The sequence below is a fragment of the Nocardia sp. NBC_00403 genome (assembly GCF_036046055.1).
Lineage (GTDB): Bacteria > Actinomycetota > Actinomycetes > Mycobacteriales > Mycobacteriaceae > Nocardia.
The window spans coordinates 3699739-3716265 of the sequence record NZ_CP107939.1; the positions used below are offsets into that span (position 1 = coordinate 3699739).

Here is a 16527-nt window from a genome sequence, read left to right on the forward strand (position 1 = left end):
TCATACCTGTGACTGCCGCCGCGGAGATACCGGCCCGAAGAAGTCGGCGTGACCGCATGAGTAAGCCCGGGAAATCTGCGCCGACAGGTAGCTCGCAGAAGGTGAGCGGGCCGTCGTCATCGGCTCGGTGGCTGGGCGCGCGCGCCGGTTCATGGCTGGCGCGGCCGCTTGCGTCATTCCATCTGGTTGTCACTATTGCCACGCTGCTCACGACACTCGGCCTGGTGATGGTCCTCTCGGCGTCTGGGGTCGTGGAGTATGCGGGGGGCGGCTCGGCGTATTCATTGTTCAATCAGCAGGCGCTGTTCGCAGTGTTCGGCGCCGTGCTGTTCTACATCGCGCTGCGAATCCCGTTGCGCCTGTTGAGACAAGCGTCGTTCCCGATATTTGCGCTATCGGTGCTCGCGCTGCTGCTGGTGCTGGTTCCCGGCATCGGTACCAGCGTGCAGGGCGCGCGACGCTGGTTGATGTTCGGTCCGGTATCGGTACAGCCGTCGGAGATCGTGAAGGTCACGTTGATCGTGTGGGGCGCGCATCTACTTGCTTCCCGACGGTCCGATCAGGCGAGCCTCAAAGACATTCTGGTGCCCCTTGTCCCGGCTGGCCTGCTGGTCTGCCTGTTGATTGTGGTACAGCCGAATCTCAGCACTACGGTCGCGGTAGGTCTCATCCTCGGCTCGCTGTTGTGGTACGGAGGATTGCCGGTTCGGCTCTTTGTGACCATCGCGATCTCAGGTGTGATCGCGGCGGGCGTTCTCGCGATGTCTGCTGGCTATCGATCGAATCGGGTTCGGTCCTTCTTCAACCCCGGTACCGACACACAGGGCGATAACTACCAAGCACGGCAGGCGCTGTACTCGCTTGCCGATGGCGGCATCTGGGGTCGAGGACTGGGACAGAGCCGAGCCAAGTGGAGTTACCTTCCGAATGCCCACAATGACTTCATCTTCGCGATCATCGGCGAGGAACTCGGCTTTCTGGGCTGCGGTCTGGTGCTCGCCTTACTTGCTCTCTTCGTCTATACCGGCATCCGTATCGCCAGCCGCTCCGCGGATCCGTTCTTGCGGCTGCTGACTGCGTCCGCAACGACATGGATCGCGGGCCAGGCCCTGATCAACATCGGTTATGTGGTCGGGTTGCTTCCGGTTACCGGACTACAGCTGCCACTCGTTTCGGCCGGCGGCTCATCGCTGGCGATCACTCTTTTGATGTTCGGCCTCATTGCCAACGCCGCCCGGCACGAACCGGAGGCGGTCGCCGCGCTGCATGCCGGGCAGGACGGCCGGTTCAGCAGGTTGCTGCGGCTGCCGAAGCCGGAGGTGTATTCCCCCGCACGGGCGGACGCGGCCAGGGCGCGCTCGGCCGCGGCCAGGGCGGCCAGGTCCGCAGAGAAGGCCCGTGCCGATCGGGCACGACAGGCGCCGCCGCCCGCGCGGCGTCCGCAGCCCGGCTCCGATTCCGGCAGACGTCGTGCCCCGGAGCGCCGGGGCACGAGTTCGCTGCGGGCGACCAGGGCTTGGGAGCCGAATTATCCGGTGAATCATGCGAGAGATCGGGGAAGATCCAGGTGAGTGACGTGCGGCCCGCAGGCCGACCGCTGTCGGTGATTGTCGCGGGTGGTGGCACCGCGGGACATATCGAGCCGGCACTCGCCGTCGCCGATGCGCTCAAACGCCTCGACGATTCGATCCGGGTGACCGCCCTCGGCACCGAGCGCGGACTGGAAACTCGCCTCGTGCCCGAGCGCGGCTATCCGCTCGAGCTGATCCCGCCGGTGCCGTTGCCGCGTAAGCCGACCGCCGATCTGCTGCGGCTGCCCGGTCGTGTCCGTGCCTCGGTGGCCAGGACGAGGGCGATCATCGATGCGGTCGAGGCCGATGTGATCGTCGGCTTCGGCGGCTACGTCGCGTTGCCCGCCTACCTGGCCGCGGGCAAAGGGGTGCTGCGGCGCAGGCGTGCCGTGCCGGTGGTGGTGCACGAGGCGAATGCGAAAGCAGGCATTGCCAATAAGGTCGGCGCCCGCCGCGCGGACCGCGTGCTCGCTGCGGTGCCCGATTCCGGGCTCGCGCATGCCGAGGTCGTCGGCATTCCGGTGCGCGGCTCCATTACGTCGCTGGACCGTGCGGCCTTGCAGGCCGAGGCGCGCGCACACTTCGGCCTGCCCGTCACGGGCCCGGTGCTGCTGGTGTTCGGCGGCTCGCAGGGTGCGCGGACACTGAACGAGGCGGTCTCCGCCGCCGCGCCGCAGCTGGCCGCGGCAGGCATCTCGGTGCTGCACGCGCACGGCCCCAAGAACACGCTCGATGTCGCGGACTCGGGTGACGATCGATCGCGGTATGTCGCCGTGCCGTATCTTTCCCGCATGGACCTGGCCTACGCCGCCGCGGACGCGGTCGTCTGCCGGTCCGGCGCGATGACCGTCGCCGAGGTGTCGGCAGTCGGTCTGCCCGCGTTCTATGTGCCGCTGCCACACGGCAACGGCGAGCAGGAGCTCAACGCCAGGCCGGTCGTCGGCCAAGGCGGTGGCAGAATTGTGGCGGATTCCGAACTGACCCCGAAATATGTGATCGATGAGGTGATCCCACTGCTGACCGACCCCGCACGGCTGATCGAGATGAGCCTGTCCGCCGCAGGCGCCGGGCACCGTGATGCCGCGGACGAAGTCGCGCGGATCGTCGTGCAGGTGTCGGGCCGATGAGCGAATCGAGCGTTAATCAGGTGGAAGCCGCCGCCGTGGACGCGCGGTCGGCGCTGCCGCCCGAACTCGAGCGGGTGCACATGGTCGGCATCGGCGGTGCGGGCATGTCCGGCATCGCGCGCATTCTGCTCGCGCGCGGCGGTGCGGTATCCGGCTCGGACGCCAAGGAGAGTCGCGGCGTGCTCGCGCTGCGCGCTCGTGGTGCGCAAGTGCGCATCGGCCACGACGGCAGCGCGCTCGACCTGCTGCCCGGTGGCCCGACCGCGGTGGTCACCACCTATGCCGCCATCCCGAAGACCAATCCCGAACTGGTCGAGGCGAATCGTCGCGGGATCCCGGTGCTGTTGCGTCCCACCGTGCTCGCCTCGCTCATGCAGGGGCATCGCACGCTGCTGGTTTCCGGCACGCACGGTAAGACGTCCACCACGTCGATGCTGATCGTGGCCCTGCAGCACTGCGGGCTCGATCCGTCCTTCGCCGTCGGTGGTGAACTCAACGAGGCGGGCACCAACGCCCACCATGGCACCGGTGAGATCTTCGTCGCCGAGGCCGACGAGAGCGACGGCTCGCTGCTGCAATACGACCCGCACGTCGCGGTGGTCACCAATATCGAATCCGATCACCTGGATTTCTTCGGCTCGGACGAGGCCTATGTGCAGGTCTTCGACGATTTCGCCGATCGGCTCTCCGCGGGCGGACTGCTGGTGGTGTGCTTGGACGATCCCGGTTCGCTGGCACTGGCCGAACGCGTCGGCGCCCGGCTCGCGGAGAAGAACATTCGGGTGCTCGGCTACGGCTCGGGCGAGCTGTCCGACGCGCCGGTGCCGGTCGGGGTGCGCCTGCACAGCTGGGAGCCGCGCGATGTCGGTGGCGTCGTTCAGTTCCAGCTCGCCGATGAGCCCGCGCCGCGCACCCTGCGGCTCTCGGTGCCCGGCAGGCATATGGCGCTCAACGCGCTCGCCGCGCTGCTCGCGGCCCGCGCCGCGGGCGCAGACGTGGCCGAAATCGTCCAGGGCCTGGAGGGTTTCGGCGGGGTACACCGCCGGTTCCAGTTCGCGGGACGGGAAAACGGCGTCCGCGTCTTCGACGACTACGCCCACCATCCGACCGAGGTACGTGCGGTGCTCGGCGCCGCCGCCGAGCTGGTCCAGCAGGAAGCCCGCGATGGCGCCCGTTCCAGGCAGGGTCGGGTCATCGTGGTGTTTCAGCCGCACCTCTACAGCCGCACCGCCACTTTCGCCGATGACTTCGGCGCCGCGCTGAGCCTGGCCGACGAGGTGGTCGTGCTCGATGTCTATGGCGCGCGAGAAAAGCCGCTGCCCGGGGTGAATGGTGCGCTTGTCGCGCAGTCGGTCACCAAACCTGTGCACTACCAACCGGATATGTCGCGGGTCGGCCGTCAGGTCGCGGCGCTGGCGCTGCCGGGCGATGTGGTGATCACCATGGGTGCAGGTGATGTCACGATGCTCGGCAGCCAAATTCTCGATGGGCTGCGAGCTCGTCCACAGTACGGGCGGTGAGACGCGATGCCGTGGCGACGAATCCGGCTGTGGGGATCGCTCGGTGTGTGCGTGCTCGTCGTTCTCGGTGTCCTGGCCTGGTTCACGCCCATGCTTTCGGTGCGCACCGTCCGGATCGCCGGGTTGGTCGCGGTGTCCGAACAGCAGGTGCGCGAGCAGTTGGAGATCCCGTCGGGTCGTTCGATGCTGCGTATCGATACGACATCGGTGGCGGGGCGGGTGGCCGGCATCCCGAAGGTGCACACGGTTCGGGTGCAGCGGGTATTTCCGTCGACCGTCAAGGTCACGGTGGAGGAGCGCACCCCCGTGTTGTTCTTCGACAGCCCGCAGGGGGCGCATCTGGTGGATGGCGAAAGCGTCGAATTCGCAATCGAGCCCGCCCCGATCGGTGTGCCGAAACTGCTCACCGGGCATCCCGGCGCCGACGATCCCGTCACCCGGGCCGCGGTATCGGTGCTGGTTGCGCTGCCGCCCGCGGTGAGTGTTCAGGTGGGCGAGGTTGTCGCGCGGTCGATTTCGGATATTTCGCTGAATCTGCACGATGGCCGCACGGTACTGTGGGGCGGGACGAACGACGCCCAACGCAAAGCGGCTGTGGTTTTGCCGCTGCTCACCAGGGACGGCACGGTCTACGACGTTTCGAGTCCGAATCTCGTCACGGTAAGGTGATCGACACCCATTGCGCCCGGGGAATTTTCGGTGGACTGCTCCGCTTTCGGAGGTGGTCGCCGAGACGGGGCGCCGGGGGCAACCGTCCACGATAGTGTGTGTTGTGCGGCGAGACGAGAGGGATCACACAAGATTCTCCTCACTCGTTTCGGCGCGCCTGCGCACGGATCGCGGCGGCGGCGAATAGCGTTCCGCACCAGTCGGATACTTGACATAACGCCAACCCTATGGTTGAGGTTTAGGGTTTGCTCCCGGCCGAGTGTCGAGAATCCGAAAACGACAGGCTTTAGATCGAAGGAAGGCGAGAGCCAATGACGCCCCCGCACAACTACCTTGCAGTGATCAAGGTCGTCGGTATCGGCGGCGGCGGTGTGAATGCCGTCAACCGGATGATCGAACAAGGTCTCAAGGGAGTCGAGTTCATCGCGGTCAACACTGACGCGCAGGCCCTGCTGATGAGCGATGCCGATGTCAAGCTCGACGTCGGTCGTGAACTCACTCGCGGCCTGGGCGCCGGTGCCGACCCCGAGGTCGGCCGCAAGGCCGCCGAGGATCACAAGGACGAGATCGAAGAGGTGCTCAAGGGCGCCGACATGGTCTTCGTCACCGCGGGCGAGGGCGGTGGCACCGGCACCGGTGGTGCGCCGGTCGTCGCTCAGATCGCGCGCAAGCTCGGAGCCCTCACGATCGGTGTGGTGACCAGGCCGTTCTCCTTCGAGGGCAAGCGGCGCGGTAACCAGGCCGAGGTGGGCATCAACCTACTGCGCGAGTCCTGCGACACGCTGATCGTCATCCCGAACGATCGGCTGTTGCAGCTCGGCGATGCCGCGGTGAGTCTGATGGATGCCTTCCGCTCTGCCGACGAGGTACTGCTCAACGGTGTGCAGGGCATCACCGACCTGATCACCACCCCCGGCCTGATCAACGTCGACTTCGCCGACGTCAAGAGCGTGATGTCCGGCGCGGGCAGCGCGCTGATGGGCATCGGTTCGGCGCGTGGTGAGGGTCGGTCGGTGAAAGCCGCGGAGTCGGCCATCAATTCACCGCTGCTCGAGGCGTCCATGGACGGGGCGCACGGTGTGCTGCTTTCGATCGCGGGCGGCTCCGACCTGGGCCTGTTCGAGATCAACGAGGCGGCCTCGCTGGTGCAGGAGGCCGCGCACATCGAGGCCAACATCATCTTCGGCACGGTGATCGACGACTCGCTCGGCGACGAAGTACGCGTCACCGTGATCGCGGCGGGCTTCGACAGCGGCGCGCCCGCGCGGCGTACTTTCGAACCCGCGAACCGGGGCACGATCGGTTCCGCGCGCGCAGGCGAAATCGCGCAGAGCCGCGCCAGCGAGGCGGCGGCGTCTTCGCGTGCCGAAACCTCTTCTGCCGCAAGCCAGTCAGCCTCCACTCGGGGATCCGTGCCCAGCTATCGGGACAGCGAACGCGCACGCACCCTCGCCGAGCCGACGATCGCCAACAACTCGCGCACGCACATCGAACCCCCGGATTCGGGTGACGATGATGACGACGTCGACGTGCCCTCGTTCATGCGCAGGTAAAGAAGCAGGATCCGGCGGGGGCCGGGTCCCGGTGGCCGCCGGGACGACGGGGGCCGAAAACGGCTGTGACGTGGGATACGCGCATTCGGGGCCGAGCGGCGCCGGCCGTTAGGCTGGTGTCATGACAATTGCGCCGACGCTGACCGTTCGACGGGTGACCACCACGCGAGCGGGGGGCTTCTCGGCGCCGCCGTACGATTCGTTCAATCTCGGCGATCATGTGGGGGACAATCCGGCGACGGTGCAGCGCAATCGGGATCGGCTGGCCGATGGAATCGGGCTGGCGCCCGAGCGGCTGGTGTGGATGGAACAGATCCACGGCCGCAATGTCGAAATTGTCGATGGACCGAGGTCCGAGCCGGTTCCTGCGACCGATGCGCTGGTGACCTCCGTGCCGGGGCTCGCGCTGGTGGTCCTGAGCGCGGACTGTGTGCCGATTCTGCTCTCCGATGACGAAGCGGGCGTGGTCGCCGCCGTACACGCGGGACGCATCGGCGCTCGGATCGGCATCGTGCCACGGGTACTCGACGCGATGATCTCCGTCGGTGCCCGGCTCGATCGGATCGGCGCCTTCCTCGGCCCGGCGGCCTCCGGCCGCCAGTACGAGGTGCCCGCCGCGATGCGTGCCGATGTCGAAGCGCATCTGCCCGGCAGCGCGACCACCACCCTGCGCGGCACCCCCGCGCTGGACCTGCGCGCCGGAATCCGCAGGCAGCTCACCGAGGCCGGTGTCGCCGCCGTCGCGGTCGATCCACGCTGCACCATCGAGGATCGCACCCTGTTCAGTCACCGCCGCGGCGCGCCTACCGGCAGGATAGGCAGTGTGATCTGGGCACAGGCGGGCGCATGAGCGAGCGAACCATCGGCGCAGCCGCATCGGCGGCTTCGACGGAGCCGAGCGCCGGGGCGGCGGTGTCATGAGTGCTACGGCGGAGTCGGAAACCATTGCGGCCGAGCCAGTAGACGGCCGGACCGCCGAGCTGGCGGAGAACCTGGCCGGGCTGAACAAGCGGATCGGCGCGGCCTGTCGAGTGGCAGGCCGTGATCCGGCGTCGGTCCGGCTGCTACCGGTGACGAAATTCTTCCCGGCCGCCGATGTCGCCATCCTGCACCGATTGGGCTGCCGCGAGTTCGGCGAGTCGAGGGAGCAGGAGGCCACCGCGAAGGCGGTCGAGCTGGGCGGGCTGGTGGATGTGCGCTGGCACATGATCGGCCGATTGCAGCGCAACAAGGCACGCACCGTTGCGCGCTGGGCCTATGCGGTGCACTCGGTGGACAGCGAACGACTGGCAATGGCTCTTGACACCGCGGCGCGCGCCGCGGTGGATGCGGGGGAGCGGACCGACCCGGTCGAGGTGCTCGTTCAGGTCAGCCTCGACGAGGATCCCGGCCGCGGCGGCGTCGCACCGGAAGAGCTTGCGGCGCTGGCGGACCGGGTTGCCGACGCCGCAGGGCTGCGGCTGGCTGGGCTGATGGCTATTCCGCCGCTCGATGTCGACCCCACCGCCGCGTTCGCCCGCCTTGCCGCGGTGCATGCCCGGCTACTGCGTGACCATCCCGGCGCACGAGAACTTTCCGCCGGAATGTCCGGTGATCTGGAATCGGCGATTGAACACGGTTCCACGTGTGTGCGTGTCGGAACCGCCTTGATGGGCGCCCGACCGATAACCTCGGCGTAGCAAAGAAACCTCATCAGTCACATTCGACACATATGCTTGGGGCAGAAGAGGGCTGAGCAAGACTTCAACACCCGGCCGCCACCGGGGCCGAAGGAAGGTCGACCAGAATGAGCGAGCGCAGCGAGCGAGTAACCGACGCAGCCACAATCGTGGTCATGACGGAGCCGAGCGACAGCGAGGCGCAGTCATGAGCACGCTGCACAAGTTCAAGGCGTACTTCGGCATGGTTCCGCTCGAGGATTACGAAGACGACTATGTCGCCGAGCATGCCCCTCGTGGCGTGGACGAGCGTGCCACCCGTAGGCCCCGTGACTACTCCGACCGTGGGGGCTATGGCGCCCCCCGTTATTCGGACGATCGGTACGGTGCCGATCGCTTCGATGACGAATCCGATTACCCGGAGCCGGCTTACAAGTCTCCGTACAAGGCCGGGTACCCGGTGTCCCGTCGGGACGACTATGCCGACGAGCCCTACGGTGACGACCGCTACGAGGCGCCGCGTCGCCCGACCCGGATCGAGTCCGCACCGACCGCGGGCCGATTCCGTGCCGGTGGCAACGCGCCGATGATGCGGGGAGCCACCAGGGGTGCGCTCGCCGTCGATCCCGATGCCGAGGAGCGGCGGCTGGAGGAGCGCGTGCGCCCCGAGCCCGCCCCTGCGCGTCGTCCTGGGATCTTCGAGGACGGAGGTCCCTTGTCCAAGATCACGACGCTGCGCCCGCGTGACTACAGCGAGGCCCGCATCATCGGTGAGCGGTTCCGTGAGGGCAACCCGGTGATCATGGACCTGGTCGACCTGAGCAACGCCGATGCCAAGCGGCTCGTCGATTTCGCCGCAGGCCTGGCCTTCGCCCTGCGTGGCTCATTCGACAAGGTCGCCACCAAAGTGTTCCTGCTCTCACCGGCCGACGTGGACGTATCGGCCGAGGAGCGGCGCAGGATCGCGGAAACCGGCTTCTACAACCAGAAATAGCGGTGTGATCCGGGGGTGGTCTCAGACCTGTCACGCATGGGGCGGTGTGGTCATTTTGCGCGGCGGGGATTTTCGGGCAGAGTGAAGTCGTGGCCTTGTTCGCGGTGCTGTACTTCGTACTGTTCATCTTCTGGCTGTTGCTGATCAGCCGGGTGATCGTCGAGTTCATCCGTAGTTTTGCTCGCGACTGGCGCCCGAGCGGCTTCGTCGTCGTCATCCTCGAGGTGATCTTCACGATCACAGACCCTCCGGTGAAACTCCTGAGGCGGTTGATACCACCGGTGTCACTGGGGGGAATTCGACTCGATCTGTCGATTATGGTCTTGCTTTTCATCGTCTTCATCCTGATGTCGATCGTGGGCAGGCTCGGGCAACCGGTAGCCCCGGTGTGACAGAATGAACCGAGAAGATAGCTTGCTAGATCTGCTAGATCTCCAAAAGACGCGTGAAGGGATCCTTCCATGCCGCTGACCCCAGCCGATGTGCACAACGTCGCGTTCAGCAAACCGCCGATCGGGAAGCGCGGCTACAACGAGGATGAAGTAGACGCCTTCCTGGATCTCGTGGAGCAGGAGCTCTCGCGGCTGATCGAGGAGAACGCCGACCTGCGTCAACGGGTCGCCGAGCTGGACGCGGAACTGGCCGATGCCAAGAAGAATCGCGGCCCTGCCAGCCCTAATGCGGTGAAAGCTCCGGTGCAGCAGGCCCCGCCGCCGGAGCCCATCAAGCCTCCGGTGCAGCAGGCCCCGCCGCCCGCCCCGATGCCGGTGGCCCCGCCCGTCGCCAAGGAAGCGCCGAGCGCCGATGCGAACCTGCAAGCGGCCAAGGTGCTCAGCCTCGCCCAGGAGATGGCGGACCGGCTGACCAGCGATGCCAAGTCCGAAGCGGAGAACCTGCTTTCGAACGCTCGGGCAAATTCCGAGCGACTCGTCGGAGATGCCCGTACTCGCTCCGAGGCCATGATTGCCGACGCTCGTCAGAAGTCGGATGCGATGCTGTCGGACGCGCAGACCCGCTCGGACAACCAGCTGCGTCAGGCCAAGGAAAAGGCCGACGCGCTGCAGGCGGACGCCGAGCGCAAGCACACCGAGATCATGGCGACCATCACTCAGCAGCGCAGCGTGCTGGAGAGCCGGATCGAGCAGCTCAAGACCTTCGAACGCGAATACCGCGTGCGGCTGAAGTCGTACCTGGAATCGCAGCTCGAGGAGCTGGAGAACCGTGGCTCTGCCGTCCCGGTCGATGGCGACGGCGCCTTCGCCGATGCCAATACTGCCAATAATCTCGCGCCGGCCTCGTTTGCCAAGGGTGGCAAGTAGTCTCGTTATCAGGCCGACATGGCCGCCTTTGTAGTCCTGCCGCCTGGCATGCCTAGGGGGTCAACATGCTCGTCTTGACGCTCGTCCTTGCCGCTATCGGCTTTGCCCTGCTAGTGGCCGCGCTGACCACCGGATCGGTGGTGTGGGCGTGGGGATGCATCGTTGTCTGTGTACTGGGTGCCGTGCTGCTGTTGGTGAGTGCGCTTTCCATGCGGAGCCCGGACAGCGATTCCGCACCACCGCCGGGACGACACGCTAAACGTTGAGGTCGGGCCACCAGAACTGGTTTGACCACGGTGGCTAGAATCAAACATATGCGGCGTTGATCCGGCCATCACCGGGGAGTCTTCGGAAGAACGGCGGCACGAGCGAACACTCGGCACGCTCAGTAGAACCGAACGGGTGAGCCCGTCACAGCTTGCAACGAGAGGTCCGGCGCAGTTGCCGCTGGACAAGCGGGGTGGTACCGCGGTATCGGCGCAACCGGCGCCGGAATCGTCCCCGTGCTGACACATACGCGCCTACGGCGCGGCGGCACGAGGAGACGGCATCCGCGATGGCGGACGACACTTCCAGTAGCGCATACCCACGCGTCGACCTCGGCGCAGGCACCGGGGCGTCCTTCCCTGACCTGGAGCGACGTGTCCTCGACGCTTGGTCGGCCGATGACACCTTCCGCGCCAGCATCGAAAACCGTTCGGGTGCAGTGTCATTGGTGGCCGCGGAGTCCTCCGTGGTTACGCAGGCTGCCTCCTCCGGGCCCGTCGCTCCCGCCGGGGAGTTCGTCTTCTATGACGGCCCGCCGTTTGCCAACGGTCTGCCGCATTACGGGCATTTGCTCACCGGCTATGTGAAGGATCTCGTTCCGCGTTTCCAGACGATGCGCGGTAAGCGCGTCGATCGGCGATTCGGTTGGGACTGCCACGGATTGCCCGCGGAAATCGAGGCGGAAAAGCAGCTCGGTATCACGGACAAATCACAGATCGATGCGATGGGGCTGGCGGAATTCAACGCCGCCTGTAAATCTTCGGTACTGCGCTACACCGGTGAATGGCGCGATTACGTGACGCGTCAGGCGCGCTGGGTCGACTTCGACAACGACTACAAGACACTGGATCTCGACTTCATGGAGTCGGTGATGTGGGCGTTCAAGTCGCTGTACGAGAAGGGCCTCATCTATCAGGGCTTCCGGGTGCTGCCCTACAGCTGGTACGAGCAGACTCCACTGTCCAATCAGGAGACCCGGCTCGACGACGCCTACAAGATGCGTCAGGATCCGGCCGTCACCGTCGACATGGTGCTGCGAGTGCCCGCCGAGCACCCGCTGCACGCGCTCGACGGCGCCAACGCGCTGATCTGGACCACCACGCCGTGGACCCTGCCCTCCAACCTGGCCATCGCGGTGCACCCCGATGTGCGCTACGTGCAGGTGCGCGCGTCCGACGGCAAGCGGTATGTGCTGGCCGCCGAACGGGTCTCGCATTACGCCCGCGAGTTCGGCGAGGAGCCGGAGGTGCTCGCGGAGTACGACGGCGCCGCGCTCGCCGATCTGTCCTACGAGCCACCGTTCGATTTCTTCGTCGGTCACCCGCGCGCTCACCGGGTGCTGACCGCCGACTACGTGACCACCGACTCCGGTACCGGAATCGTCCATCTCGCTCCCGCTTTCGGTGAGGAGGATATGGATGTCGCCATCGCCAACGGCATCGAGCTGGTGCAGCCGCTGGATCCGGGCGGCAAGTTCACCTCGATGGTGCCGCCGTATGAGGGTCTGATGGTCTTCGACGCCAACCCGGTGATCATCAAGGACCTCAAGGCCGCGGGAAAGCTGTTGCGGCACGAGACGATCGAGCACTCCTACCCGCACAGCTGGCGGTCGGGCCAGCCGCTGATCTACATGGCGGTGCCGTCCTGGTTCGTTGCGGTCACCACGTTCCGCGACCGGATGGTGGAGCTGAACAAGCAGATCACCTGGGTGCCCGAGCACATCCGCGACGGCCAGTTCGGCAAGTGGCTGGAGGGTGCGCGGGACTGGAACATCAGCCGCAACCGCTACTGGGGCAGCCCGATCCCGGTGTGGGTGTCCGACGATCCGGCCTACCCGCGCACCGACGTCTACGGCTCGCTCGATGAGCTGGAGCGTGATTTCGGCGTGCGCCCGACCGACCTGCACCGGCCGATGATCGACGATCTGACCAGGCCCAACCCCGACGATCCGACCGGCAGGTCGACCATGCGGCGGGTGCCGGAGGTGCTGGACTGCTGGTTCGAGTCGGGCTCGATGCCGTATGCCCAGGTGCACTACCCGTTCGAGAACAAGGAGTGGTTCGACGGCCACTTCCCCGGTGATTTCATTGTCGAGTACAACGGGCAGACCCGCGGCTGGTTCTACACGCTGCACGTGCTCTCGACCGCGCTCTTCGACAGCCCCGCCTTCAAAACCGTTGCTGCGCACGGCATCGTGCTCGGTGATGACGGGCTGAAGATGAGCAAGTCCAAGGGCAACTACCCGGATGTGAACGAGGTGTTCGACCGGGACGGCTCCGATGCGATGCGCTGGTTCCTGATGAGCTCGCCGATCCTGCGCGGCGGCAACCTCATCGTCACCGAGCGCGGCATCCGCGAAGGCGTCAGCCATGCGCTGCGCCCGCTGTGGAATGCGTGGACGTTCCTGCAGCTCTACGCATCCCGGCCGGGCACCTGGCGCACCGACTCTACGAATGTGCTCGATCGCTACATCCTGGCCAAGCTGGCCGCCACCAGGGATGTGATGACCGAGGCGCTGGAGGGGTACGACATCGCGGGCGCCTGCGACGAGCTGCGCTCGTTCGCCGACGCGCTCACCAATTGGTATGTGCGCCGGTCGCGTTCGCGGTTCTGGAGCGAGGACCGCGATGCCGTCGACACCCTGCACACGGTGCTGGAGGTGGTTACCCGGCTGGCCGCCCCGCTGCTGCCGTTGATCTCCGAGGTGATCTGGCGCGGCCTGACCGGCGAGCAGTCGGTGCATCTGGCCGATTGGCCCGAGGAGGGGGAGCTGCCGCAGGATCCGCAGCTGGTCGCCGCGATGGACGAGGTCCGCGTGGTCTGCTCGACAGTGCTGAGCCTGCGCAAGGCCCAGAACCTGCGAGTGCGGCTGCCGCTGGCCGAGGCGACCATCGCCGCGCCCGACGCCGACCGACTGCGCCCGTACGCCGACATCATCGCCGACGAGGTGAACGTCAAGAAGGTCGATCTGACCACCGACGTCGCCGTACACGGCCGGTTCGAGCTGGTCGTCAATGCCCGTGCCGCGGGTCCGCGCCTCGGCAAGGACGTGCAGACGGTGATCAAGGCGGTCAAGGCGGGCGAGTGGTCCGAGGATCCCGACGGCGTTGTCACGGCGGCGGGCATCCAACTGCTGCCGGAGGAGTACACCCAGCGCCTGGTTGCCGCCGAGCCCGAGTCCACCGCGGCGCTGCCGGGCAATGCCGGGCTGGTGGTGCTGAATTCGGTGGTGACCGAGGAGTTGGAGGCGGAGGGCTGGGCCCGCGATGTGATCCGCGATCTGCAGGAGACCCGAAAGTCCGCCGGGCTGGATGTTTCCGACCGTATCACGGTGGTCCTCGGGGTGCCCGCCGAGCAGGCGGCCTGGGCACAGACCCATCGCGACCTCATCGCCGGTGAAATCTTGGCCACCGAGCTGACTTTCGGTGACCCGGGCGCGGATGCCGCCGACATCGTCGGCGGCGTGCGGGTGTCCATCGCCAAGGTCTGACCGGTATTCGATCGACAGCGCGGGGCGGGACCGATTCGGTCCCGCCCCGCGTTTTTGTAGGCGTTCTCGGTGTGTGGGATGAGAAGGCCGATGTTCGGCTCGTGGCCTCGCTCCTCGCGAAGGCCTCACCCGACCGTAGTGATTGTGATCAAGATCACATGCTGAAGATTTGCTGGAATGCTTGTCGTGATCTTGGAAGGCCCGGCACAATCAACAATGTTGCTGCTGGTGCGTAGCAGTACTCCTGTGACGGCAGTGACTGTTCGTGCTGTACTGATCCACCTGAAATACCTTGTGCCGACGCCATATTCGCGTCTGGCGCAGGTGCTGTTATGCGCGGCTCCACCCCATCGACGAGGCCGGTGCCGCGCGGTAGCCGGGTCGACGGAAGGGGCGAGCACGTGACGAGAAAACCATTGCGCCGGATAGCCATCGGGTTTCTGGTGTCCACGGTCGTGACGTTCCTACTGGCCGGACCGGTGCACGGTGATTCGGGGAGCGCATCGGGTTCGGGAGGTTCCGGGTCGGGTTCGGGCAATTCCGGGTCGGGTTCGGGCAGTTCCGGGTCGGGTTCGGGCAGTTCCAGCGGCTCCGCAATGCTGCCGCTGCCGAGTACCGCTGGACTCGGCGCGTTGACCGCGGCCGCGACGCAGGTCGGCAAGCCCTACGAATGGGGTGCGACGGGACCCTTCACCTGGGACTGCTCGGGCCTGGTCCAGTGGGCCTTCCGTCAGGTCGGGGTCAAGCTGCCGCGCACCACCTGGGAGCAGGCAAGGGTCGGGTCTGCGGTCCCGTTCGCCGCGCTCTCGCCGGGTGACGTCGTCATCCTCAACGACGACGCCTCCCATGTCGGCATCTACGCCGGCTTCGGACAGATCCTCGACGCCCACGATTGGGGCGTGCCCGTCGGTCTGCACCCGCTCGGCGAGTTCGACATCTTCACCATCCGCCGCTTCTGAAACCGGTGCTGCCTCGGGTCGCGGCCGACCGGCGCCGCGGTTTCCGGTGTCCGCATTCGTTGTGAGGCAAGGTTTTACGAACCCGGCGCGGCTGGTCGCCGACGGGAGGCAGCCGGATCGGGTGCCGGTCGGAGCCGCTTTTGGCGGGGTGGCTGCGCGTTGTCAGTCGAAGAGCGTGCGCAGCCTCGGTCCGTATTCGGGATGGGCGAGGGCCGAGGCGAATTGGGCGACCAGGTAGTCGGCGGGGTTGCCGGTGTCGTACCAGCGGCCGCGGATGACCTGGCCGAAGACCGGGTTCTCTGCGGCGTGCACGTTGATGGCATCGGTCAGGTAGACCTCGCCCGCACGGTGCTGATACCAGCGTTCGGTCTGCCTACGCAGCTCATCGATAATGCCGGGGGTGACCACGTAGCCGCCGATCGCGGCGAAGCCGGAGGGCGCGTCCTCGGGCTTGGGCTTCTCCATCAGGCCGGTGATGCGCAGCAGGCCGTTGCCCTGGTCGTCGGCGACCACCGGTACGCCGTAACGCTGGGATTCGGCCGGGTCCATCGGCATCAGTGCGAGCACCGGGGAGCCGGTGGCCTCGTAGGCGTCGATGAGCTGCTGGGCACGCGGCACCTCGGCGACGAAGACGTCGTCGGGCCACAGCACCAGCATCGGCTCGTCGCCGGCATTGCGGGCCGCGTTCAGGACCGGGGTGCCGTTGCCGTAAGGGCCGTGCTGGTCGAGGTAGGTGATGTGGCCGAGCCGGGAGAGTTCACCGACCTCTTCGACGGCGTCGGCGTAGGCGGTCTTGCCGTCCGCGCGCAGCTGCGCGACCAATGCCGGGTTGGGGCGGAAGTGGTCTTGAATCAACGACTTTCCGCTGCTGACGACGATGGTGATGTCGGTGATACCCGACGCGACCAGCTCGCGGACGGTGTGCTCGATGACCGGCTTGTCGCCGACGGGCAGCATCTCTTTGGGGATGGCCTTGGTCAGCGGGAGGAGTCGGGAGCCGATTCCGGCGGCCGGGATCACGGCCTTGCGGATCTTCATGAACCGATCATCACATATCGGTGTGGCCGAAAAGCCCGATCCCGGCAAGTGATGGTTGGGCAGTCGGATGCGGATACGTCGGGCGTTGGGCCGGATCGGGGCAGGTCACGGCGTGTTCGCGGGATCGCCGCGCCGCGGTCACGCGGCAGTGCGGCCGTTACCTGATACCTATAGCAACCCGACAGTGACCGCCCAGACCCGTGCATGCCGGATCTGTCGGTAGGGCGGCGTAGATTTCGGGTCGTGAGCACCGACGACACCACCATCGCCGCAGGCGCGACAGGTGGCGACGTGGGCGCGACGGGTGGAAAAGCGGCAGGTGTCGCGGCGTCTGTCACCGGCCGCACGGCCCGCCGGTGGGT

General features: G+C 66.6%; 14 protein-coding genes. 13 read left to right on the top strand and 1 reads right to left on the bottom strand.

Going from position 1 to position 16527, the window contains the following annotated elements; all coding sequences use genetic code 11:
* The first annotated feature begins 56 nt into the window (after window positions 1-56).
* The 13 genes from ftsW (at window position 57) to OHQ90_RS16340 (ending at window position 15127) form a co-directional block, all read left to right on the top strand.
* Complete coding sequence (gene ftsW, locus OHQ90_RS16280) at window positions 57-1571, top strand: putative lipid II flippase FtsW (protein WP_328411408.1); 1515 nt, start codon at window positions 57-59, stop codon at window positions 1569-1571.
* Between the two features lie 5 nt (window positions 1572-1576).
* Window positions 1577-2698, top strand: a complete 1122-nt coding sequence (gene murG, locus OHQ90_RS16285; RefSeq protein WP_442941472.1) for an undecaprenyldiphospho-muramoylpentapeptide beta-N-acetylglucosaminyltransferase — start codon at window positions 1577-1579, stop codon at window positions 2696-2698.
* On the top strand, window positions 2695-4218 hold the full coding sequence (gene murC / locus OHQ90_RS16290; RefSeq protein ID WP_328411412.1) for a UDP-N-acetylmuramate--L-alanine ligase: 1524 nt from the start codon (window positions 2695-2697) through the stop codon (window positions 4216-4218). Before murG ends, murC begins: the two co-directional genes overlap by 4 nt.
* Window positions 4219-4224: 6 nt before the next feature.
* Window positions 4225-4887, top strand: coding sequence for a cell division protein FtsQ/DivIB (locus tag OHQ90_RS16295; protein ID WP_328411414.1), 663 nt, complete (start codon window positions 4225-4227; stop codon window positions 4885-4887).
* A 311-nt stretch (window positions 4888-5198) separates the two neighbouring features.
* Window positions 5199-6440 carry a cell division protein FtsZ gene (gene ftsZ, locus OHQ90_RS16300; RefSeq protein ID WP_328411416.1) on the top strand — a complete coding sequence of 414 codons (1242 nt, stop codon included), beginning with the start codon at window positions 5199-5201 and terminating at the stop codon, window positions 6438-6440.
* A gap of 121 nt (window positions 6441-6561) precedes the next feature.
* On the top strand, window positions 6562-7290 hold the full coding sequence (gene pgeF, locus OHQ90_RS16305) for a peptidoglycan editing factor PgeF (protein ID WP_328411418.1): 729 nt from the start codon (window positions 6562-6564) through the stop codon (window positions 7288-7290).
* A gap of 67 nt (window positions 7291-7357) precedes the next feature.
* The gene (locus tag OHQ90_RS16310) at window positions 7358-8119 is read left to right on the top strand and encodes a YggS family pyridoxal phosphate-dependent enzyme (protein WP_328411419.1); all 762 of its coding nucleotides are present in this window, start codon (window positions 7358-7360) and stop codon (window positions 8117-8119) included.
* Between the two features lie 187 nt (window positions 8120-8306).
* Complete coding sequence (gene sepF / locus OHQ90_RS16315) at window positions 8307-9092, top strand: cell division protein SepF (RefSeq protein WP_328411421.1); 786 nt, start codon at window positions 8307-8309, stop codon at window positions 9090-9092.
* Window positions 9093-9181: 89 nt separating this feature from the next.
* Window positions 9182-9484: a YggT family protein gene (locus tag OHQ90_RS16320; RefSeq protein ID WP_228000883.1), complete on the top strand. Its 303-nt coding sequence runs from the start codon at window positions 9182-9184 to the stop codon at window positions 9482-9484.
* A gap of 69 nt (window positions 9485-9553) precedes the next feature.
* Entirely contained in the window at window positions 9554-10411 is an 858-nt protein-coding gene (gene wag31 / locus OHQ90_RS16325; protein WP_328411423.1) for a DivIVA-like cell division protein Wag31, read from the top strand.
* 65 nt (window positions 10412-10476) lie between these two features.
* Window positions 10477-10677, top strand: a complete 201-nt coding sequence (locus OHQ90_RS16330; RefSeq protein WP_328411425.1) for a hypothetical protein — start codon at window positions 10477-10479, stop codon at window positions 10675-10677.
* 290 nt (window positions 10678-10967) lie between these two features.
* Window positions 10968-14168 carry an isoleucine--tRNA ligase gene (gene ileS, locus OHQ90_RS16335; RefSeq protein ID WP_328411427.1) on the top strand — a complete coding sequence of 1067 codons (3201 nt, stop codon included), beginning with the start codon at window positions 10968-10970 and terminating at the stop codon, window positions 14166-14168.
* A gap of 401 nt (window positions 14169-14569) precedes the next feature.
* Window positions 14570-15127 carry an NlpC/P60 family protein gene (locus tag OHQ90_RS16340; protein ID WP_328411429.1) on the top strand — a complete coding sequence of 186 codons (558 nt, stop codon included), beginning with the start codon at window positions 14570-14572 and terminating at the stop codon, window positions 15125-15127.
* A 162-nt stretch (window positions 15128-15289) separates the two neighbouring features.
* Here OHQ90_RS16340 and OHQ90_RS16345 read toward each other — a convergent pair whose 3' ends face one another.
* Window positions 15290-16165, bottom strand: coding sequence for a UTP--glucose-1-phosphate uridylyltransferase (locus OHQ90_RS16345; protein ID WP_328411431.1), 876 nt, complete (start codon window positions 16163-16165; stop codon window positions 15290-15292).
* Window positions 16166-16527: the final 362 nt, after the last annotated feature.

Bases quoted from the DNA above. Each gene is read 5' to 3' on its own strand.
- ftsW (WP_328411408.1), top strand. From the start codon at position 57: ATGAGTAAGCCCGGGAAATCTGCGCCGACAGGTAGCTCGCAGAAGGTG.
- murC (WP_328411412.1), top strand. From the start codon at position 2,695: ATGAGCGAATCGAGCGTTAATCAGGTGGAAGCCGCCGCCGTGGACGCG.
- OHQ90_RS16295 (WP_328411414.1), top strand. From the start codon at position 4,225: ATGCCGTGGCGACGAATCCGGCTGTGGGGATCGCTCGGTGTGTGCGTG.
- ftsZ (WP_328411416.1), top strand. From the start codon at position 5,199: ATGACGCCCCCGCACAACTACCTTGCAGTGATCAAGGTCGTCGGTATC.
- pgeF (WP_328411418.1), top strand. From the start codon at position 6,562: ATGACAATTGCGCCGACGCTGACCGTTCGACGGGTGACCACCACGCGA.
- OHQ90_RS16310 (WP_328411419.1), top strand. From the start codon at position 7,358: ATGAGTGCTACGGCGGAGTCGGAAACCATTGCGGCCGAGCCAGTAGAC.
- sepF (WP_328411421.1), top strand. From the start codon at position 8,307: ATGAGCACGCTGCACAAGTTCAAGGCGTACTTCGGCATGGTTCCGCTC.
- wag31 (WP_328411423.1), top strand. From the start codon at position 9,554: ATGCCGCTGACCCCAGCCGATGTGCACAACGTCGCGTTCAGCAAACCG.
- OHQ90_RS16330 (WP_328411425.1), top strand. From the start codon at position 10,477: ATGCTCGTCTTGACGCTCGTCCTTGCCGCTATCGGCTTTGCCCTGCTA.
- ileS (WP_328411427.1), top strand. From the start codon at position 10,968: ATGGCGGACGACACTTCCAGTAGCGCATACCCACGCGTCGACCTCGGC.
- OHQ90_RS16345 (WP_328411431.1), bottom strand. From the start codon at position 16,165: ATGAAGATCCGCAAGGCCGTGATCCCGGCCGCCGGAATCGGCTCCCGA.